Genomic DNA, 21174 nt, shown 5'->3' with positions numbered 1-21174 from the left:
TGTAAGCCCTATAAGGCCGCGCCCTTCTTTAGACGCTCAACGAGCTATTCGCTAAAAGCTAAATTAAGCAACGAACTTCTCGAAGTACTTGATGGTGCGGACCATCTGAGAGGTGTAAGAGTTCTCGTTGTCATACCAAGAGGTGACCTGAACGAGGGTCTGGCCGTTGCCGAGGTCAGAGCACATGGTCTGAGTGGCGTCGAAGATGGAGCCGTGGGTCTCGCCGATGATGTCGGTGGAGACGATGTCGTCCTCGTTGTAACCGAAGGTCTCAGAGATGGTGGCAGCGTAGGCCTTCATAGCAGCGTTGACCTCGTCGACAGTGACCTTCTTGTCAACGACAGCGTAGAGGTTGGTGATGGAGCCGGTCGGCGTCGGGACGCGCTGAGCGGCACCGATGAGCTTACCGTTGAGCTCGGGGAGAACCAGGCCGATAGCCTTGGCAGCACCGGTGGAGTTGGGGACGATGTTGACGGCGCAGGCGCGGCTACGACGCTTGTTGCCCTTGCGCTGCGGGCCGTCGAGCGGCATCTGGTCGCCAGTCCAGGCGTGAATGGTGGTCATGATGCCGGACACGATGGGAGCGAAGTCGTTCAGACCCTTGGCCATCGGGGCGAGGCAGTTGGTGGTGCAGGAAGCAGCAGAGATGATGTTGTCCTCAGCGGTCAGCGTCTCGTGGTTGACGTTGTACACGATGGTGGGCAGATCGCTGCCAGCCGGAGCGGAGATGACGACCTTCTTGGCGCCAGCGTTGATGTGGGCCTGAGCCTTAGCCTTGCTGGTGTAGAAGCCGGTGCACTCGAGAACGACGTCGACGTCGAGGTCGCCCCAAGGCAGGTTGTTGGCGTCGGCCTCCTTGTAGATCTTGATCTCCTTGCCGTCAACGGTGATGGAATCCTCGCCAGCAACGACCTCGTGATCGCGAGCGTAGTTGCCCTGCGTGGAGTCGTACTTCAGCAGGTAAGCGAGCATGTCGGGAGAGGTGAGGTCGTTGATAGCGACGATCTCGGAGCCCTCATGACCGAACATCTGACGGAAGGCCAGACGACCGATGCGACCGAAGCCGTTAATAGCAACCTTTACTGCCATTGTGTCTCCTTTCGTAAGGCCCCCGCAAGCTACAGCGCCTGCCGTTGAGGCCCACAAACTAACCACTCGCCTAATATACCTTTTTTTGGACTTGAATTTCACGAGAATGGTCGAAATTGAAAATCAAATTTACGTTAAAACGTTTTAAAGAATAAAATAGCAGCTAAATCCGTATATAAGTCGATACTTTAAACTACCTGTTTGCTTCAATGAGCTTTTCAAGCCTCAAAACTCGATGGTAGAGGGCCGACTTCGACAAGGGAGGGTCAGCCATCTCCCCCAAATCACGCAGCGACAGATCGGGGTAGCGCTCGCGCAGGTCGCAAAAGACCGCCAATGCATCCGGAAGCTCATCGCGAAGGCCACGCTGCTCGAGCTCATCGATCAACGCAAGCTGATGTTGGGCAGCACCGGCGCTTCTGGTCTGGTTGGCGAGCTCGGCATTCACGCGACGGTTCACATCGTTCTTAACCAACTTGACCGCGCGCGCTTCCTCAATCTCGGCAACGCTGCGCTTGGCACCAATCAGCTTTAAAAGATGCTCGATCTCCTCGGCGCTCTTAATGTAGACAGCAAAGGATCCGCGCCGCGCGTTAACGCGCGCATGGACCCCGATCTGCTCCAATAGATCGCAGAGTCCCCGGGCATACTGCTCGCCCTGCACCGCGATCTCCAAATGAAAGTCGCCGCGGGGATCGGCCACGAAACCGCCAGCGATGAGCGCGCCGCGGATGTAGGCAAGCCTGCAGCAGGGACGGGCAACGATGTGCCGGGGAACACCGGCGACGAGCCCTCCCCTGCGGTCGAGAATGCCCAGCAGCACCAGAGCCTTGTCCAGGTCGGGTTGATCGGGCAGGGTAATGAGATAGTTACGGACCTTATGCAAGACCGATTTACGAACGGTGAATTCCGTTTTGAGCTTAAGGATGCGATGCGTCAGTGTGATCATCGTGCGCGCGACGGCGCCCGTCTCGGTCGCGACCGTCAAACGATACCGCCCGGAGCCGGCCAGCGAAAGTGTACCGCTCACACGCGTCAGGGCGGCAAGCGTCGACAAATCACAGTATTCACATTCGGGTTCGCAGCGCGCGAGCTCGTCACGCACCTCCGCGGTAAACGACATGCAGGCCTATGCTTTCGTGTTCGCGCGCGACAGGTCGCGATGGGAAATGCTCACGTGATACTGGGCGCCTTCCAAATAACGTGCCGTGGCCTCGGCGATGGCAACGCTGCGGTGTTGGCCGCCCGTGCAACCGATGGCAATAGAAAGTTGCGGCTTGCCCTCCGCGATATAGCCGGGCATGACCGTATCGAGCAGCTGCGTCCAGGCCTTCCAGAACTCCTGGGTCTTAGGATGGTCCAGAACAAAGTCGGAGACTTTCTTATCGAGACCGGTCATGGTGCGCATCTCGGGATCGTAGAACGGATTGGGCAGGAAGCGAACGTCGATCATGATGTCTGCCTCGACGGGCATACCGTGCTTAAAGCCAAACGAGAACACGTGAACGTCCATGAGCTGCTGGTCGGACAACTCGGAGAACGCCATGCGCAATTTGTTGCGCAGGGCAGAGGTGCGCAGGCGGCTCGTGTTGATGATCATATCGGCTCGATCGCGCACACCCTGCAGCTGCAGGCGCTCGCGCTGAATCGCGTCGGCCGTAGTCTCCCCCGGCTTGGCAATGGGATGGCGGCGGCGGTTTTCGCTATAACGACGGATCAGCACCTCGTCAGAAGCCTCCAGGAACACGATGTCGCAGCTCATCTCGCGCTCTTCGAGCGCAGCGACCGCATCGAGTAACTCGTCAAACAGTCCCTGGCTACGCAAATCGCAGGTGACGGCAAGATGCCTGCCCACGCCCGTATTGATGCCGACGAGTTCGGCAAGCTGGGCGATCAGACGCGGAGGCAAGTTGTCGATGCAAAAGTAACCCATGTCCTCGAACACATGCATGGCCTGCGTTCGGCCCGATCCGGACATTCCGGTGATGATGACGATATCGGGGATGCGCTCCGAGCGCTCCGCCGCATCCATGGCATCTCCCTTTTGCATGTGCTGCCTCCTAAAAACAAGCGCGGGACCCAGCAACCCGGATCCCGCGCGGTCAATTGCCTATATTGAGTATACCGCCCCGAGCGGATACGAGGCCTGTCTTACGCCTCAAGCGCAGCCTTGAACCAACTCGTAATACTCGTGGGGTGCGTGATGGCGGTGCCGACGACAACGGCCCAGGCGCCAGCATCGATCGCGGCGCGAGCCTCCTCGGGCGTATGCACGCGACCCTCGCAAATGATGGGAAGGCCGGGGAATTCCTCGGTCGCCTGACGCAGGAGTGGCAGATCGGGGCCATCGGCCATGGTGCAGTCGATGGCGGCGACACCATGAGAGAGCGTGGTGGATACCAGGTCGAAGCCCATATCAACCGCACGGCGAATGTCCTCGATGGTGGCACAGTCCGCCATCAGGAGCACACCCTCCTCGTGCAGCGGGCGGAAGGTATCCTCGACCGTCTTGCCATCGGGGCGCGGACGATCGGTGGCGTCGATCGCCACGATATCGGCACCGGCAGCGACGCAGGCGCGGGCGTGACGCAGCGTCGGCGTGATGTAGACGCCCTCGTGCCCATCCTTCCACAGGCCGATGACGGGAACCTCACAGCGACCCTTAATGGCGGCAATGTCGGCAAGGCCCTGGCAGCGAATAGCGGCGGCTCCGCCGAGCTCGCAAGCGCGAGACATTTGCGCCATGGTCTCGGGCGTACGAAGCGGCTCGCCCATATACGCCTGAACGCTCACGACGAGCTTGCCCTTCAGGGATTGAATCAAAGGATCGACGGTCATAAGGCTGCAACCTTTCTCAGAACAGCCTCCCGAGGCGTGTTGTCTCGGGAGGCTCCTACAGCAGATACGTTTACTTCAACGAGGCGAGAAGATGCTCAGCGGCACCGATGAGCGGAGCATCGCCCTCCAGAGAACCGATGAGGATCGGCGTGTCCTGAAGCGGATCGAGCGCCTGGCTGGCATAGCCCTCGTGCACCGAATCCTTCCATGTCTGCGAACGCCAATCGGGACCTTGGTGAATCACGCCGCCCGAAAGCACGATGACCTCAGGGTCCAGGATGTTAGCGAGCGAGCCCAAGCTGGCACCCAGCGCAAAGCCGGCGTCATGGATGACCTCGGTCGCCTTTGCGTCGCCCGCACGGCACAGGTCGTTTACGTCGCGGCCGACCGAAGGACGGCTGGGGTCAACGCGACCAAAGCGCTCGTCATACATTCGACCAATGGAAGTGCCCGAAGCAACCGACTCCAGATGGCCAGAACGCCCGCAGGCGCAGGGAATGCCGGCGGCAGCCGAGCACTCGATGTGGCCCATATGGCCAGCAGCACCATGGAAGCCCTGCATCACGCGGCCGTTCTCGACATATGCGCCGCCGATGCCCGTACCGATGCCAAGACACAAGACGGAGAACTTGCCCTTGCCGACGCCCCAGTGGGCCTCGCCCAGAGCATGAGCCTGCACGTCGCCTACAACGGCAACGGGAAGACCGAGGTCCTCGCGCAGACGTGGCCCCAACTGAACGCCGGACCAGCCGGGCATGATCTCATTGGCATACGCGATGGCGCCCGTCTTGGGATCGACGACGCCGGCGGCACCGATACCGACGCCAAGGACCTCGACATCGGGATTCGCCTCGAGAGCAGCCTTGATGGACGCCTCGATACGCTGGAAGACGGCCTCGCCGCCCTCTTGGGCCTCGGTGGGAACCTCAGCTTCAAAGACCGGATGGGGCACGCCGCCATCAGTCGGATACTCCATAATGGCAGTCGCAATCTTGGTGCCGCCGATATCGACGGAGCAAACGTACTTGTTCTCCATGTCGCTCTCCTTAGGAGATAAAAAACAACTACAGGAAATGAAGGCGGTGTTATCGCCGCAACTTAGTAAAGGTTTCCCAGGTGCCCGAGGTTGGGGTGAAAGTGGTCGGGCGTTGACCTAATGGGTCACGCCCGACCACTTGAGCCCCAAGATCGGGTGCCTGGGAAAGCTTTACAGGAGACCGTTGTCCTGGAGGACCTTCTTAATCGCCTCGACGTTCTCGCCGGTCATGGCCTTCACCGGGCGCGGCATGGTCGGGCTGTCGAAGATACCCATGAGGTTCATAGCGGTCTTGAAGGCGCCGACGCCACCGGCATAGCCCTGGACGCCCGAGGTGACATCCCAGATGTGCGAAATCTCATTGAGGCGATCCTGCTCGGCCTTGACGGTAGCCCAGTCACCAGCCTGAGCGGCCTTCCACTGACGCACGTAGCCCTCGGGCTCAACGTTGGCGAGACCCGGGACGGAACCGTCGGCGCCACCGAGGTAGGCGCCGTCGACAACAACCTCGTGGCCGGTGAGAATGCTCATCGGATGGCCGTTCTTCTCGTTCTCCTGAACGAGGTAGCGGAACGAGATGTCATCACCCGAGGAATCCTTGACGCCGGCCAGAACGCCCTCGGCGCCGAGCTTGGCAAGGAGCTTCCAGGGGAGCTTGGTGTGAACGCAGACGGGAATGTCATAGGCAAAGATGGGCAGGTCGAGTTCCTCGTGCAGGATGCGGAAGTGCTCCTCGACCTCGGTCATGCCCTGCAGGGCATAGAACGGGCAGGTGGCGACGAGGGCATCGGCGCCCAGCTCCTGGGCGACCTTGCCGTGCTCGATCATGCGCTCGGTCTCGGTATCGATGATGCCGACCAGAACGGGAACGCGATGGTCGACGATACGGACGGCCTCGGCGATAATCTGGCGACGGCGCTCGTCGGTGGAGAAGACGACCTCGCCCGAGGATCCCAAGAAGAACAGGCCATCGACGCCAGCATCGATCATGCGGTTGATGCTGCGCTCAAAGGAGGCAACGTCAAGCTGGTGATCTTCGGTATCGGGAACAACGACGGGAGGGATAACGCCGGTGAATTTCTGAGTTGCCACAAGAATCTCCTTAGTTGTCTGGCGGGCGGCCCTATGCCACCCACTCTTGTTGGCAGTGTCCAGGCCGTCTAGGCCAAAGAACACGAGTAGAACGTTTGGTTAAAAAAGTCGACGACTTCGTTTTCGAACGCATTGATGCGCTCGTGAGCGTATTTTGCATAGATGATATGCCTCCGGTCACACTCAAGACCGTTGAATACGGCAAACTGATCCTTGGGATCGCTCACGGTATCCATAAGCGACGTGCCCATGAGCACCGATCCGCGCACCCGAGACGACAGCGCCTCGAGACCGCCAGGAAGCGGATTGGCAACCGCCGTGCAGGCGAGGCCCCGCTCGTCCAGAGCAGAAACCGCCAGCGCGACTCCGCCGCCAAGACCCTCGCCCCATGCAAAGATGCGGTCGGGGTCCATGCCATCAAGATTGCGCGCCACCTTCGCCAGCGCGCAACCCCAACGGACGCGCTCGACAAAAGCGGGCGAAGAAATCCCCCGCTGCAGGTCGTCCGCACCAGCAACATCGTCATCCAGCGCGAGGACGGCATACCCCATGGCGGCAAATCTCGTCATGTGATGCCAGCCGCGCACAGGCCGATCGATGTCGTGGAACATCAGGCACAACGGCACACGCTCAGATACTCGGGCACGACCAGCGGGCTCAATCAAGCGGCCGTGTACGACATCCCCGCCGACCTCAAAGGAGACCTCGGAGTAGCACGCGCACGGATTGGCGAAATCAATCGCCGTAACGGTCAACCCGCAAACCTCAGGATTCGATACGGCTGTACACAAATCGGAAATATCCACCGAAGTATCGCCGCGCCAATCCCGGAAATCGGAGAGCTTTGACGAAACCGTCCCGGGAATCCCCGTAAGCTCGGGGACAATCAGCTCATCGACATTGCTTTCGCACTTAGACATGAGCCTCCCCTCCCTTGCAGAAAAACGGAATGATCAGATCGTCAAAGTCCTGAATCTCCTCGTGGCCAAAGCCCTCAAAGAACTCATGGCGTTTCTCGCAGGTCAGGTTGTTGTAGACCGCAAACTGCGTTGCCGGCGGGCAAACGATATCGGCAGTTCCCGTGCCAAACAGCACAGGGCATTTGACCATGGGGGCGAAGTTCTTGGAGTCGAAGTACGCAAGCTTTGCATAGGCTTCATCAATACGAATCGAGTCCTCATCAAACCAGCGCGACCAATAGCGAAGGCCCTCGTAGGCAATATCATCGGCATCCAAATCCCAGACCAGGCGGAAATCCGACAGGAAGGGATAGAGGATGGCGGCGCGATTGATAAGCTCGCTGTTAAGCGCGCAGGTCGCAATACCCAAGCCGCCGCCCTGCGATGCGCCATTCACAAATACGCGGGCAAAATCGATGCCCTCGAGCTCGCGAACGATACGGCATAGGATGCGGATGTCCTGATGCAAGCGGACATAGTAGAGGTTGGCCGGGTCGCCGTCGATACCGGCGACGATATGGCCCGCGACCGTTGTGCCCTCAAATCCACCAATGTCCTCGGAGGGACCTCCTTGGCCAGGACAATCGAGAGCGATCAGCGCCATGCCCATACCAGCAAACGACGCCTGCTCAAACCAGCTGCGGCTTGCACCCGGATACCCATGGAACTGAAGCACCAATGGCACGGGCTCGTCCGAGACGGGCTTAAGGTACTTGGCATGCAGGCGGGCGCCGCACATACCGGTAAACCAGAGGTCGAAAAGCTGGCAAGTCACAGCATCGGCGACCGATGCCGCCTCAATCGCATAGTCAAGCCCAACGGCGTCGGCCTCGGCCATGCGATCTTTCCAAAAGAAATCGAAATCTGATGGACGGGGCATGGCGCCTCGATATTCACCAAATTGCTGCTGTAGCTCCTGAGCACTTGGCATGGCTCGTGAACCCAACCTTTCGAAATCGCAACGGAGGTGCGCCCGGCAAGGGAACCGGGCGCACGGGAGGGAAAGCGAACTTACTCGCCGAGCTTGGGGTGCAGCAGCGACGGCGCAGCGCCGAGCAGCATCTTGGTGTAGGGGTCCTGGGGGTGCTGGAAGACCTGCTTGGCCTCGCCCTGCTCGACGATCTTGCCACCATTCATGACGATGATGTCGTCGGAAATATAGCGGACCGTCTGGATGTCATGGCTAATGAACACCATGGCTAGGCCGAGCTCCTTCTTAAGGTCGGTCAGCAGGTTGAGAATCTGCGCGCGGACCGAAACATCCAGAGCCGAGGTGGGCTCATCGGCGATGATAGCGTCGGGGTTCAGCGACAGGGCACGGGCAATTGCCACGCGCTGGCGCTGACCACCCGAAAGCTGGCCGGGAAGAACCTCGGCGGCAGAGCTGGGCAGACCGGTGAGCTCCAGGAGCTCCTTGACGCGCTTCTCCTGCTCTGCCTCGGTGCCCAGGTTGTGGACGCGCATGGGGTCGAGCAACTGCTCGCGAACGACCATGCGGGGGTTGAGCGCCGTGGCCGGGTTTTGGAACACGACCGAGATGACGCGACCCATGTGGCGACGGTCCTCGGCGGTACGCTTGGTAACGTCCTTGCCCTTAAAGTAGACCTTGCCGCTCGTGGGGGCCTGCAGGCCGCACATGACGTTGGCGGTGGTGGACTTGCCGCAACCGGACTCGCCGACGATGCCGATGGTCTGTCCGGGCATGAGCTTAATCGTTACACCCTGGACGGCGTGAACCAGGTTGGGGTGCAGAATCGAGCCGGTACGGGTCCTAAAGGTGACGTGAACATCATCAAGGAAGATGATCGGCTCGACGCCGTTGACTGCGGTCTCGCTCATCTACATCACCTCCGCGTGAGGGGTCAAACCATTTGCCTTGAGCACCTCGTCGGGGAGCTCGGAATAGAAGTGCTCGGTGCCAGGTACGCGCTTGAAGACCGGACGGGTGTCCAGGCCAATGCGCGGATGGCTCGAGCGGGGCGCGAAGCGATCGCCCTTGGGGAAATCGCGCGGGCTCGGAACGGCGCCGGGCACCTGGTGCAGGCGGCCCGAACCGCTCTCGATGGACAGAACGGAGCCCAGAAGACCGCGGGTGTACTCGTGGATCGGGTTGGTGAGCAGCTCCTTGGTGGGCGCCTGCTCGATAACCTGACCGGCGTACATAACCGTGATGTTATGGGCAACCTCGGCGACCAGAGCCAAGTCGTGCGAGACGAAGATCATGGCAAAGCCGAGCTTGGCCTGAAGATCGTTGAGCAGCTTGATGACCTGCTTCTGGACGGTAACGTCCAGAGCGGTCGTGGGCTCGTCGCAGATAACCAGCTTGGGGTCGCGGGTAAGGGCCATAGCGATCAGGACGCGCTGACGCTGGCCGCCGGAAAGCTCGTGCGGATAGCTCTCGAGCGTACGCTTGGGATCGAGGCCAACGAGCTCCAGGAGCTCCTCGGCGCTGCGGGTGCCGCCGCGCTTGGTGAGCTGCTTCATCTGAGCGGAGATGAGCATCGAGGGGTTGAGCGAGGACAGAGCGTCCTGATAAACCATGGCGATATCGGTACCGCGCAGGCCGAACCACTCCTTCTTGCTCATCTTGAGCAGGTCACGGCCTTCCCAGAGGACCTCGCCGGAAAGATGCTCGTCCTCATCGGTCAGGCCCATGATGGCCAGCGTGGTGATGGACTTACCGCAACCGGACTCGCCCACCAGACCCATGGTCTGACCGGGGCGGACATCAAAGTTGACATGGTCGACGACGTTGATATCACCGTGGTGCTCAAACTGGATGCAGAAATCGCGGACCGAAAGGATCGGCTCGACAGACTCATCGGGCACGTGGCGGTCGTTACGCTTGAGCTCGACATCGCGCAGGGCGCCAAGGCGAGCGGAGAGGGACTGAGCCTGCTCCTTGTAGGCACGAACGGGGTCGGAGACCAGCAGGTCGGCCTCGCGGCGCTTGGAAGAATCGGTCGGATCCAGGGCAGCGGAGGGAGCGGCGGCCATAGCGTCGGTAATGCCCTCGGACAGGATGTTGAGCGCCAGACAGGTGATCATAATGGCCAGGCCCGGGAACAGCGCCTGCCACCAACGGCCGGCGAGCACGCCACCGCGGGCGTCGGCAAGAATGTTGCCCCACGTAGCGGTGGGCTCCTGGATGCCAGCGCCGATGAAGGTCAGCGAAGCCTCGAAGATGATGGCGTCTGCGACCAGGGTGACGGTAAAGACCATGATCGGGGCGATGCAGTTGCGCAGAACATGCTTGATCAGAATCCACGGAGCCTTGGCGCCGGACACGATGACCGCGCGGACATAGTCCTCGCCGTACTCGGACACGATGTTGGCGCGCACGATACGGGCGATCTGCGGGGTGTACATAAAGCCGATCGCAAAGATGATCGACGGCACGGAATTGCCCAGGATGGAAACGAAGACGGCTGCGAGGGCGATACCCGGGATGGACATGATGATGTCCAGGATACGCATGATCGCCTCAGAGACAGACTTGCGCGAAACCGCCGCAAGAGCGCCGACAACAGAGCCGCAGACCAAAGCCATGGCGGTAGCACCAAAGCCGATGATCAGCGAGTAACGGCCGCCGTAGAGCATACGCGAAAGGATGTCGCGGCCCTTGTCGTCGGTACCGAAGATAAAGCCGCCACCAGGCGCCTGGCGCGCGGTGAAAATATCGACCGGGCTATAGGGGGCAAGCAGGGGTGCCAGGATCGCAGTCAGGGCGACCAGCACCAGCACGACGGCGGCAATCTTAGAAGATAGCGCCATCTTCTTCCAGCCACCGAGCTTGAGCCCCTTGGAAGCAGCCTTCTCGAGCTGTTCGGTTTGCTTCTCTCGAATCTTTACCATAATCTACACCGTCCTGATGCGCGGGTTGATGAGCAGGTAGAGCATGTCAACCACGATGTTGATGATGATGAAGGCAAGAGCAACGACGATGACGACGCCCTGAACCAAGTTCGCCTCGTTGCCCTGAACGCCCTGCAGAATCGCGGTACCCATGCCCGGGAGGTTGAAGATAACCTCAATGACGACGGCACCGCCCATGAGGTAGCCGATCTTAAGGCCGAGGGTGGTGACCGGGGTAATCAGCGCATTGCGAAGAACGTTGATACCGACGACGACCTTTTCGGGAACGCCGGCACCGCGAGCCATACGGACATAGTCCTTATCGAGCTCCTCAACCATGGCGGTACGCACGATACGAGTCATCTGGCCCGTCAGCGGAAATGCCAAGGCGATGGCGGGCATGATCATGCGTCCCAGATAACCAGCCGGATTCGTGGTGAAGTGAGGCAGGGCGCCCGATGCTGGGAGCACCTTAAGGTAGGAAGAGAACAGCAAAATCAACAGAACGGCAAGCCAGAACGACGGGGTTGCCAAGCCGGCAATGGAAAAGACGCGGATCACTTGGTCCGGCCATTTATCGCGATACAGCGCCGCGATGACGCCGAGCAAAAACGAAACGACCGCGCCGATGGCAAGACCGATAAAGGTCAGCTGCATCGTGACGGGCAGGGCCGTGGAGATGCGCTTGGCAACAGAGTTGCGAGCAGCGCCGTAGGTGCCCATGTCGCCGTGGATCAAGTCACCCATATAGCGCACATAACGCACGGGCCAGGGGTCGTCCAGACCATACTTCTCATGGTACTCGGCAACCGCCTCGGGCGAGGCACCGTCACCCAACGCCGTGTAGGCGGGGTCGGTCTTGGAGAACGACATAAGGAAGAACACCAGGACGGTGACGCCCAATGCCATGATCGGCAGCGCGACAAGACGCCTTCCAATCAAACGTAGAAAGTTGTTCACGTTCTCTCCCCTTTCTTTTGTCGGTAGGACCAACTGGTATATGAGTACGGATACTCATTACAAGACCCGAGCGACATCGTTGCCGCCCGGGTCTTTGTTTCAACTATGAGGATACGGTCTCAACGACCGGTATCCTGCATATAGACTCAAGCGAGTCTTACGCCTTGACGGTCGCGACGCCCTTAAAGGACATGCTCGTCGTGCCGATGCCCTTGAAACCATCGAGGGCCTCGCCGTTGGGCGCGGTGGACGGATCGTCCCAAGAAGCGGAGACGGTCTTGACGTGGACAACGGGGTACAGAACGGCGTTGTCGGCGATGATGTCGAAGCACTCGTTCCACTTCTTCTGCTGCTCGTCGCCCTCGGCGGCAAGAGCCTCGTCCATGAGTCCGTGGAGCTTCTCCCACTCAGCGGACTCCTTCCACGGGCAACGGGTCTGCATCCAGACGTTGTCGCCAAACCACCAGTTGAGCAGCAGGTCGGGGTCAGCGCCGAAGCAGGAAGGATCGCCAGGGGCAAGGAGGATATCGTAAGCCTCGCCGCCGTCGATGGCAGCGTAGGTGGCCGGCGAGGTATCGGTCTGGATGGTCACATCGAAGCCGAGAGCGTCAAGGTCGTTCTTGACCTGGGCAGCCATGCCCTTGATCTGCTCGTTATCGGTGGTGCGCAGGGTGATGGCGCCCGGGGTGATGCCGGACTCCTCGATGAGCTTCTTAGCCTTCTTGGCGTCGGTCTTGTACACCGTGGAGGCCTCATGATAGTTGGTAAAGCTCTTGGGCAGGTAGCAGCTGGCGGCGGTAGCAAGGCCGGCGAAGGTGTTGCTGATCATCTTCTCGGTGTCGAGCGCATACATAACGGCCTGACGGACCTTGACGTCGTTCCAAGGCGCCTTGGCGACGTTGAACATGATGAAGCGGGTACCGAAGCCCTGAACGTTGTCAATCTTGCAGCCAGCGCTCTCGAGCTGATCGACGGCGTCAGCGGTAACGAGCTCCATGACGAGCGTGGAGCCTTCCTGCTGAGCAGTGACGCGAGCGGTGGGGTCGGTCAGGATGCTGTACTGGATCTTCTCGTCCTCGGCAGCATACTCACCGTTGTACTCGGGGTTGGGAACCAGGGTGATCTCGGTGTCGGAGATGGCATCGTACATCCAGGGGCCGGAGCCGATCGGCTGCTTGGCGCGATCCTCCTCGGCCTGGGTGGCCGGGGTAACGCGGATGATGGCCAGACGATCCTTGAGCAGGGAGAAGTTGGGGACCTTGGTCTTGACCGTCACGGTGCTGGCGTCCTTGGCCTCGATGGACTCGAAAGGCTGGAAGAACGGAGCATAGGTAGCGGAAGCGGCGCAAGCGTTGTAGGAAGCCACAACGTCGTCAGCGGTGACCTCAGTACCATCGGAGAACTTGGCGCCCTTACGGATGGTGACCTCGAAGGTGGTGTCATCCACAGACTTGGGATCGTCAGTAGCGAGCTCGTTGAAAGTGCTGTAGTCGTGGTAATCGATGCCGTAGAGGCCCTCGATGACATGCCAGTTGGCACCCAGGCCAACAGCGGAACCGGTGGTGGCGGGATCGAAGCTGGACGGAGCGTAAGCGGAACCAGCGGTGATCACGCCGCCGCCACGGTTGGCGGAATCGGTGGAGCCGGAAGCGGAACCCTCGTCGCTAGAGCTGCCACCGCAGCCAGTGAGACCAAGGCCGGCGACAGCAGCGACGCTGCCGGTGAGGCCGAGGAACGAACGCCTGGACATACCCTTGTTGATGATGGCCATCTCTTCTCCTATCAATAGAGAATCTTACTCGGGAGCACCTAGACTTGCCCCCGCGCAACTTGCGGACGATATATACCTTACCTACCGACGAACCCAACTGAGGTGCCGCGCTCGGCGACCGATACATACATCCGCTTGAACGGTATTTACTACCGTTCACCGAATTCATTGACAAATGATTCGCCAGACAGTATGTATCGACGAGGTGAGATATCAGTCTTCGTCAACCCGCAGGATATCAGGGTTTTCACTTGGGTTAGTCAAACGTTTTACCGTTAATAAAACCCGAAACCAGCAGGCAATCATGGCGAAATAAATGGTTGAAAATCGCGCAATCATGTATATCAGCTGTTTAGGCTCGTGTTTAGTTTTCGGATTGCTTTGCCGCCGCCCCGGAACGCTCGGCATCCCACGCAACGAGCGTCTCGTGAACCGCTTTGGCGACATCGGCAGGAATGCCTCGAACTTCCGCGATCTCTTGCTCGCTCGCCGCGCGCAAACGCTTCATCGAGCCAAAATGACGCATAATGGCACGTTTTCTGGTGGGTCCCACCCCTGGAACGTCATCGAGTATCGAAACCGTCATGGCCTTATCGCGCAGCTCGCGATGGAATGTAATTGCAAAACGGTGCGATTCATCGCGAACCTGTTTGATTAGATAGAGCGAAGCAGACCCGGTCGGCAGCACGACGGGCGTCTCGTCCCAAGGCACGAAAACCTCCTCATCGGCCTTTGCCAAGCCGCAAACTGGTATATCGAGCCCCAGGGCCTCAAGTTGTTTGATCGCAGCCGTCAATTGCGGTTTGCCGCCGTCGACAACAAGCAGATCGGGCCGCGAGCCAAAGCGCTCATCGGCCATGCGTTCGGGAGCGTAGCGTCGTCCCAAAACCTCGGACATCGACACGAAGTCGTTTGCCTCGTCCAATTCGGCCTGAATTTTAAAACGACGGTACTGGCTCTTGTCAGCGCGCCCGTTGGTAAACACTACCATCGAGGCGACGGTAAAGGTTCCGTGCAGCGTCGAGATATCGAAGCACTCGATACGCATCGGCGGCGCCGGCAGCGCCAGCGCGCTTTCGAGCTCCAGGAGCGCTTGATTGGTGCGGTCGTCAGCGTACCCCGTTCGCATCATGTAGCGCATGAGGGCATGGCGCGCATTTTTGGATGCCATAGCGAGCAAACGGTGCTTTTCGCCACGCTGCGGCCTATGGAGATGGCAGGAACGCTCGCGCTTGCCTGCAAGCCACTCCCCCAGCGCCTCCGCATCCTCAAGCTCGACGGAGAGGTTGACCTCAGCTGGAATATCAGCCGTCTCATCGTAATAGCGTTTAAGAAAGCCCGACTGGAGCTCTTCCTCGTCAACATCAAGACCCTTGTCGAGAATGAACTCGCAGGTGCGAACTGTTCGGCCCTCGCGAACGACGAAGACGCAAGCGGCGGAGATGGTCTCTTCGCGATAGAAACCGATGACATCGATATCGACACTGGAGGGAAAAACGACTTGCTGACGATCGTCCAGACCCCTGATGACCTCCAAACGACGTTTGACGCGTGCCGCGCGCTCAAAGTCGAGCGCCTCGGCGGCATCCGTCATCTCGGAGGTCAGCTCATCGACGACATCCTTGCGATGGCCCGACAAAAAGCGCTCGACACGCTTGACGTTCTTGGCATAGTCTGCCGGGGAAATCGCACCGACACACGCACCCGGTCCGCGCCCGACATGGTAGTCAAAGCAGGGGCGCCCGTTTTGCGCGCAAATCATATTGACGATGTCTTCCTCGCCCTTGTGGGACTCGACGATACGGCGGCAACGACGCCACTCCGCACAGGATGCGGAGCAAATGGGAATAACCTTGCGCAGCGTATCTATCGTCTCACGTGCCGCACGGCTATCGGTATAGGGTCCAAAATAGCGCGTTCCCGGCTTATGACGCTCACGCGTGTATTTGATAGCGGGATACAGGTCGCCCTTTGTAATGGCGATAAAGGGGTAGCTCTTGTCATCCTTGAGGTCGACGTTAAAGTACGGATGGTACTGACCAATCAAATTGCGCTCGAGCACCAACGCCTCATGCTCGGTCTCCACCACGATATAGTCAAAGCTCGCCACCAGCTGCATCATCAGCGGGATCTTTTGACGCTCATCCCGCAGTGTCACGTATTGACGCATGCGGGCGCGTAGGTTTTTCGCCTTGCCCACGTAGATGACATCGCCCTTGGCGTCTTTCCAAAGGTAGCAGCCGGGCTGCGTGGGAACGCGCGAAACCTGCTCGGCAAGCGTTGGAATGTTGTCGTGACCGACCATGCGCACCTACTTGCGACGAAGCAGCGCCGAGACCTCGGGCATCTTAAGAACGACGGCAAGGCCAAAGGTAACAGCAAGCGAGACGACACCCGCAACGCAAACGTAGCCAAGAGTAATCAGAATCGAGCCGCCAAGTGCCCCGACAAAGTGCTCAAGCGCCCACATGACGCCGGCGCCTGCGGCAGCACCCAGGCCACCGAGCAAAAGGCCAAAGAAACCGCCATGCAGGATAGATTTGACCTGAAGGCCACGCAGACGACGACGCAGCCACCACAGCGAACAACCGACCAAGATCACGTAGTCAACGACATACGAAAGCGCGATTGCCGGCATACCGAAGCCCAGCACAACGCCAAACAGCAGAACCGAGCCGGCCTGGCCGATGGCGGAATACAGGCAATAGCGGCTATAGGGCTTCATGTCGAGCAAGGCAGAGAAGCTCTTCTGCATCAATACGACCACGCCGTAGAGCGGCAGCGAGAACGCCAGGTAGACAAGGAACTCGGACACCAGCGCCACGCCGGACTCATCAAACTTGCCGGCACAGTAAATCATGTTGAGCGGACGCGCGAAGACAATCAGGTACAGCGTGAACGGAATCAGGAAGAACAGCATCTGGGCGACGCCACGCGAAATGCCCGTGCGAACGCTGTCGTAATCCTTCTCCTGTGCGTCGTGAGAAAGCTCAGTATAGAGCGCCGTCGAAAGCGAGGCGGCAATCAGCGCGTAGGGCAGCGTGTACCACAGACGCGCATAGGCGATGACGGAAGGACCAGTCTCGGGCTGGACCACCAGCGCGGCAGCGTTGGTGATAGAAGTCGAGACAAACATGCACACCGTGGCGAGCAGCGTCGGGATACCGAGCGCAATCGTCTGGCGCAGTGCGGGGTCCTTAAAGTCGATATGGATATGGGGATGCACGCCGTGCTTACCAAGCGCGGGGATCTGACATGCCATCTGAACAAAGACACCGAGGGTCGTACCGGCCGCAATCAAGATGATGCCGGCACATTCGCCAAACTGTGCGGACACGGGCGCAAAACCCATAAAGCTCGCAATGACGATCACATTGTTGAGGACCGGGGCAAACGTCGACCAGAAGTAGTCGCGGTGTGCGTTGAGAACGCCCGAGAACACCGAGCCCAAACCATAAAACAGAATCTGGATGGCAAAGAAACGGAACATGAACGCAGCGGTATCCATGCTGCCGCCGTCACCCGAAAGGAACGATTGCGTCCAGATAAAGCCCGGGGCGAACACAGTCCCCAGCAACGAAATGCCACCCAGCACCAAAAGCAGAATGCCAAGCAGGTTGCCCACGTACTCGTTCGAGGCCTCGCGACCCTGCTCACGCCTCACGCCCATGTACACGGGCAAAAAAGCCGTCACGAGCATGCCGCCCATCACGAGTTCGTAGAGCATATTGGGCAGGTTGTTGGCGACCTGATAGGAGGACGAGAGTAGCGACATGCCGATAGCTGCCGCCATTGCCCACGTGCGGATAAAACCGGTGACGCGAGACACGATGGTCAGGATGGTCATAAGCCCGGCGGAACGACCAACCGTGGAGTAGTCCGACGAGCCCATGTCGTCAGTGTCATCTCGCGACGAAGAAGCCTCAGGCGCGGGCGTCTGAGAAGCCGAACGCTTTGCAAAGTGAGCCCCGCGCTTCGATTCTTCCTGCGGCATCGTTCAGTCCTCTCTCGTGATCGGGGCAACCGTCGCCCCGCAAAATGCAACTAAGTCGTCGGGGGCAAGCTCAAGCTGATAGCCACGCTTACCGCCTGAGATAAAAATGGTATCCCAAAGGACGCATGTCTCATCGATCAGCGTCCGAAAGCGTTTTTTCATGCCGACTGGACTGCAGCCGCCCCGGACATACCCCGTCGCGGCAAGCAAGTCCTTAACATGCATCATGGTCAGCGACTTTTCGCCAGCGGCGCGCGCGGCGGCCTTTAGGTCAAGCTCGTCGGCAACGGGAATACAGCACACAACGTGTTCATTGGACGGCGCCACGCAAACCAAGGTCTTAAAACCCTGGCCAGGCTCCTCGCCAAGTTGTTCCGAAATTGCAACGCCTAAACCCGCCGACTCATCGCCATCGTCTTCATACGTATGGAGAATATAGGAGATGCCGGCGTTTTCCAGCTCGCGCATCGCATTGGTTTTCGGCGTCTTTGCAGCCTTTGCCATGGCATGTCCCTTCCCTCGCATTCGAACGTAACGCCTAAGTATATGTCCAATGTAGCCGCATACGTCATCTCGACACACAGAAGCGCCACCGAATCGAAAGGAATCGGTGGCGCTTCTCGCATGACGGCGTCTCTTTACTGGGCGTCGAGTTGTGCTTGACGCTCGCGGTCGCGCTCGAGCAGCGGGGCCAAGAACTTGCCCGTGTAACTCTGTGAACATGCCGCGACCTGCTCTGGCGTACCCGAGACCACGACAGTTCCGCCGCCATTGCCGCCCTCGGGGCCCATATCGATCAGACGGTCGGCAACCTTGATGACATCGAGATTGTGCTCGATCACCAGAACCGTGTTGCCCGCATCGACCAGGCGCTGCAGCACGTCGAGTAGCTGGCGGACATCCTCAAAATGGAGACCGGTCGTCGGCTCATCCAGAATGTAGAACGTCTTACCCGTCTGACGGCGGTGGAGTTCCTTGGCGAGCTTTACGCGCTGTGCCTCGCCACCCGAAAGCGTCGTTGCCGGCTGGCCCAAGCTCACATAACCCAAGCCCACATCATACAGAGTCTGGAGCTTACGCTTAATCTGAGGAATATTGCCAAAGAAAGCCAGCGCCTCGGTGACGCTCATGTCGAGCACGTCAGAGATGGTCTTACCGCGGTAGGTGACCTCAAGCGTCTCGCGATTATAGCGCTTGCCGCCGCAGACCTCGCAGGGGACATAGATATCGGGAAGGAAGTGCATCTCGATCTTGATTTGTCCGTCGCCCTTGCATGCTTCGCAGCGGCCGCCGCTCACGTTAAAGGAGAAACGTCCGGGCGAGTAGCCGCGCGCCTTCGACTCCGGTGTACTCGCAAACAGCGCGCGCAGATCATCCCACAGGCCAATGTACGTAGCGGGATTGGAACGCGGTGTGCGGCCGATCGGCGACTGGTCAATGTCGATCACCTTATCGATGCACTCGATACCCTCGAGCTTTTTGTACGGGCCCACGGGACGCGTCGAGCGATGAATGGCATTCGTAAGGGCAGGCGCGATGGTGTCGGTAACCAGGGAGCTCTTGCCCGATCCCGACACGCCGGTAACGACCGTAAGCGTACCGAACTCAATCTTGGCGGTAACGTTTTTGAGGTTGTTGGCACGGGCGCCCGTGATCTTAAGGCAGCCGCGACCGGGCTTGCGGCGCTTGTCGGGAACCCGAATCATTCGCTTGCCAGTCAGGTAGGCACCCGTCATCGAATCGGGGCACGCCATGATATCGGCAGGCGTTCCCGCGGCGACCACGTGTCCGCCGTTCACGCCCGCGCCGGGGCCCATGTCGATCACATAGTCGGCAGCACGAATCGTATCCTCGTCATGCTCGACGACGATGACGGTGTTGCCGATATCGCGCAGGCGCTCAAGTGTCTTGATCAGGCGCTCGTTATCGCGCTGATGAAGGCCGATCGATGGCTCGTCCAAAATGTACAGGACACCCATGAGACCGGCGCCGATCTGCGTTGCCAGGCGAATGCGCTGGGCCTCGCCTCCGGAAAGCGTCGCCGAGGCACGGTCGAGGGTCAGATAGTCGAGTCCGACATCGACCAGAAAGCGCAGGCGCTCCAGGATTTCCTTAACAATGCGCCCGCCGATAAATTGTTGGCGCTCGGTAAGCTCCAGGCCCTCAAAAAACTCGAGCGACTCGCGGCACGACAGGCAGCAGACCTCGTAAATGGACTTACCGCCTACGGTAACGGCGAGCATCTCGGGGCGCAGACGAGCACCATGGCAACTCGAGCACGGCTCCTCGCGAATGTACTTCTCCAAGCGCGCCCTGGTGTTCTCATTCGTCGTCTCGTTATAGCGCTCGTACAGGATATTGCGCACGCCCGAGAACTTGGTGTCCCACTGGCTGCGACGCCCATCGAGCTTTTGATAGTCGACCGAAATCTTCTGGTCGCCCATGCCGTCTAAAAACGCGCGACGCACCCGCGGAGGCAGATCCTCCCACGGCGTACCGACGCTCACCTTAAAGTGTTTGCAGACCGCAGCGAAAATCTGCGGATAGTAGTTAGAGTTGCCAAACAGGCTGCCAAAGACCCCGTCGGCGATCGACTTCGAGGGGTCTTCGATTAGCGCTTCGGCATCGACCGTCTTCTTAAAGCCCAGGCCATCGCACTCGGGGCACGCGCCATAGGGCGCGTTGAACGAAAAATCACGCGGCTGAAGATCGTCAATGGAGTGTCCATGCTCCGGGCACGCCAAGGCCAACGAATACTCCAGCAGCTCGCCCTCGGTCCCCTCGGGAGCATCACGATCGGGCAGCATGTACACGTTTACATTGCCGTGAGCCAGCGCGGTCGCCTGCTCAACAGACTCGGCGATACGGCCCAGAGAGTTCTCGCGGATCACGATACGATCGACCACGACCTCGATATCGTGCTTAAACTTCTTGTCCAGATCGATCGGATCGTCGAGCGAGCGCACTTCACCGTCGACACGCACGCGGCTAAAGCCCTCGGCGCGAAGGTCCTCAAACAGTTTAGTATACTCGCCTTTTCGCCCGCGCACCACCGGTGCCAGCACAAACGCACGGCGGCCCTCCCCCGCAGCCAGGACTTTATCGGCAACCTGATCGGTCGTCTGGCGCTCGATTATGCGACCGCACTCGGGGCAGTGCGGCGTACCGACGCGAGCAAACAGCAGTCGCAGGTAGTCATAAATCTCGGTTACGGTACCCACCGTCGATCGAGGATTCTTGGATGTCGTCTTTTGGTCAATCGACACGGCAGGCGACAGACCGTCAATCGAATCCAGGTCGGGCTTGTCCATCTGGCCCAAGAACTGGCGAGCATAGCTCGATAGGCTCTCAACATAACGGCGCTGGCCCTCGGCATAGATTGTGTCAAACGCCAGCGAGCTCTTGCCCGAGCCGGAAAGGCCGGTAATGACCACGAGCTGGTCGCGCGGAATGGATACATCGATATCGCGCAAGTTGTGCTCACGCGCACCGCGAATAACGATAGAGGAATCAGACATGGAAGCTCCTTGCCTCCTATAACTTCAAATCACACCGTCGATGAGTTTAGCGCACTCAACGC

Annotated in this window: 16 protein-coding genes; all 16 read right to left on the bottom strand. The window is 59.5% G+C overall.

Annotation, left to right across the window (positions count from 1 at the left end; genetic code table 11):
• Nucleotides 1-63: 63 nt before the first annotated feature.
• Entirely contained in the window at nt 64-1089 is a 1026-nt protein-coding gene (gene gap / locus DW123_RS03595) for a type I glyceraldehyde-3-phosphate dehydrogenase (RefSeq protein WP_117735344.1), read from the bottom strand.
• Nucleotides 1090-1282: 193 nt separating this feature from the next.
• On the bottom strand, nt 1283-2212 hold the full coding sequence (whiA, locus tag DW123_RS03590) for a DNA-binding protein WhiA (RefSeq protein WP_117735345.1): 930 nt from the start codon (nt 2210-2212) through the stop codon (nt 1283-1285).
• Nucleotides 2213-2218: 6 nt separating this feature from the next.
• On the bottom strand, nt 2219-3139 hold the full coding sequence (gene rapZ / locus DW123_RS03585; protein ID WP_117735346.1) for an RNase adapter RapZ: 921 nt from the start codon (nt 3137-3139) through the stop codon (nt 2219-2221).
• 101 nt (nt 3140-3240) lie between these two features.
• Nucleotides 3241-3927, bottom strand: a complete 687-nt coding sequence (locus tag DW123_RS03580; protein ID WP_022094877.1) for an N-acetylmannosamine-6-phosphate 2-epimerase — start codon at nt 3925-3927, stop codon at nt 3241-3243.
• Between the two features lie 70 nt (nt 3928-3997).
• On the bottom strand, nt 3998-4963 hold the full coding sequence (locus tag DW123_RS03575; protein ID WP_117735347.1) for an ROK family protein: 966 nt from the start codon (nt 4961-4963) through the stop codon (nt 3998-4000).
• A gap of 171 nt (nt 4964-5134) precedes the next feature.
• Nucleotides 5135-6055 (bottom strand): dihydrodipicolinate synthase family protein, encoded by a 921-nt coding sequence (locus DW123_RS03570; protein WP_035138887.1) that lies wholly within the window; start codon nt 6053-6055, stop codon nt 5135-5137.
• 68 nt (nt 6056-6123) lie between these two features.
• A complete protein-coding gene (locus DW123_RS03565; protein WP_117794686.1) occupies nt 6124-6975 on the bottom strand; it encodes an acetylxylan esterase in 852 nt (283 codons plus the stop codon).
• Nucleotides 6968-7945 carry an acetylxylan esterase gene (locus DW123_RS03560; protein WP_118273466.1) on the bottom strand — a complete coding sequence of 326 codons (978 nt, stop codon included), beginning with the start codon at nt 7943-7945 and terminating at the stop codon, nt 6968-6970. Before DW123_RS03560 ends, DW123_RS03565 begins: the two co-directional genes overlap by 8 nt.
• A gap of 80 nt (nt 7946-8025) precedes the next feature.
• Nucleotides 8026-8853 carry an ABC transporter ATP-binding protein gene (locus DW123_RS03555; protein ID WP_006236159.1) on the bottom strand — a complete coding sequence of 276 codons (828 nt, stop codon included), beginning with the start codon at nt 8851-8853 and terminating at the stop codon, nt 8026-8028.
• The gene (locus DW123_RS03550; protein WP_117735351.1) at nt 8854-10869 is read right to left on the bottom strand and encodes a dipeptide/oligopeptide/nickel ABC transporter permease/ATP-binding protein; all 2016 of its coding nucleotides are present in this window, start codon (nt 10867-10869) and stop codon (nt 8854-8856) included. It lies immediately after the preceding gene.
• A 3-nt stretch (nt 10870-10872) separates the two neighbouring features.
• Complete coding sequence (locus DW123_RS03545; RefSeq protein ID WP_022094871.1) at nt 10873-11829, bottom strand: ABC transporter permease; 957 nt, start codon at nt 11827-11829, stop codon at nt 10873-10875.
• Nucleotides 11830-11986: 157 nt separating this feature from the next.
• Nucleotides 11987-13600, bottom strand: a complete 1614-nt coding sequence (locus DW123_RS03540; protein ID WP_117735352.1) for an ABC transporter substrate-binding protein — start codon at nt 13598-13600, stop codon at nt 11987-11989.
• A gap of 364 nt (nt 13601-13964) precedes the next feature.
• Nucleotides 13965-15905 (bottom strand): excinuclease ABC subunit UvrC, encoded by a 1941-nt coding sequence (gene uvrC, locus DW123_RS03535; RefSeq protein WP_118273465.1) that lies wholly within the window; start codon nt 15903-15905, stop codon nt 13965-13967.
• A gap of 6 nt (nt 15906-15911) precedes the next feature.
• On the bottom strand, nt 15912-17594 hold the full coding sequence (murJ, locus tag DW123_RS03530) for a murein biosynthesis integral membrane protein MurJ (protein WP_233540157.1): 1683 nt from the start codon (nt 17592-17594) through the stop codon (nt 15912-15914).
• 3 nt (nt 17595-17597) lie between these two features.
• Entirely contained in the window at nt 17598-18098 is a 501-nt protein-coding gene (gene ybaK / locus DW123_RS03525) for a Cys-tRNA(Pro) deacylase (RefSeq protein ID WP_117735354.1), read from the bottom strand.
• 134 nt (nt 18099-18232) lie between these two features.
• Nucleotides 18233-21112 carry an excinuclease ABC subunit UvrA gene (gene uvrA / locus DW123_RS03520; RefSeq protein WP_118273464.1) on the bottom strand — a complete coding sequence of 960 codons (2880 nt, stop codon included), beginning with the start codon at nt 21110-21112 and terminating at the stop codon, nt 18233-18235.
• Between the last annotated feature and the right edge of the window lie 62 nt (nt 21113-21174).

Source organism: Collinsella sp. AM10-26, from assembly GCF_003472525.1.
In the GTDB taxonomy this organism is placed as follows: domain Bacteria; phylum Actinomycetota; class Coriobacteriia; order Coriobacteriales; family Coriobacteriaceae; genus Collinsella.
Note: the sequence above shows the minus strand (reverse complement) of the source record. Positions and strands in the feature narration are given on the sequence as shown.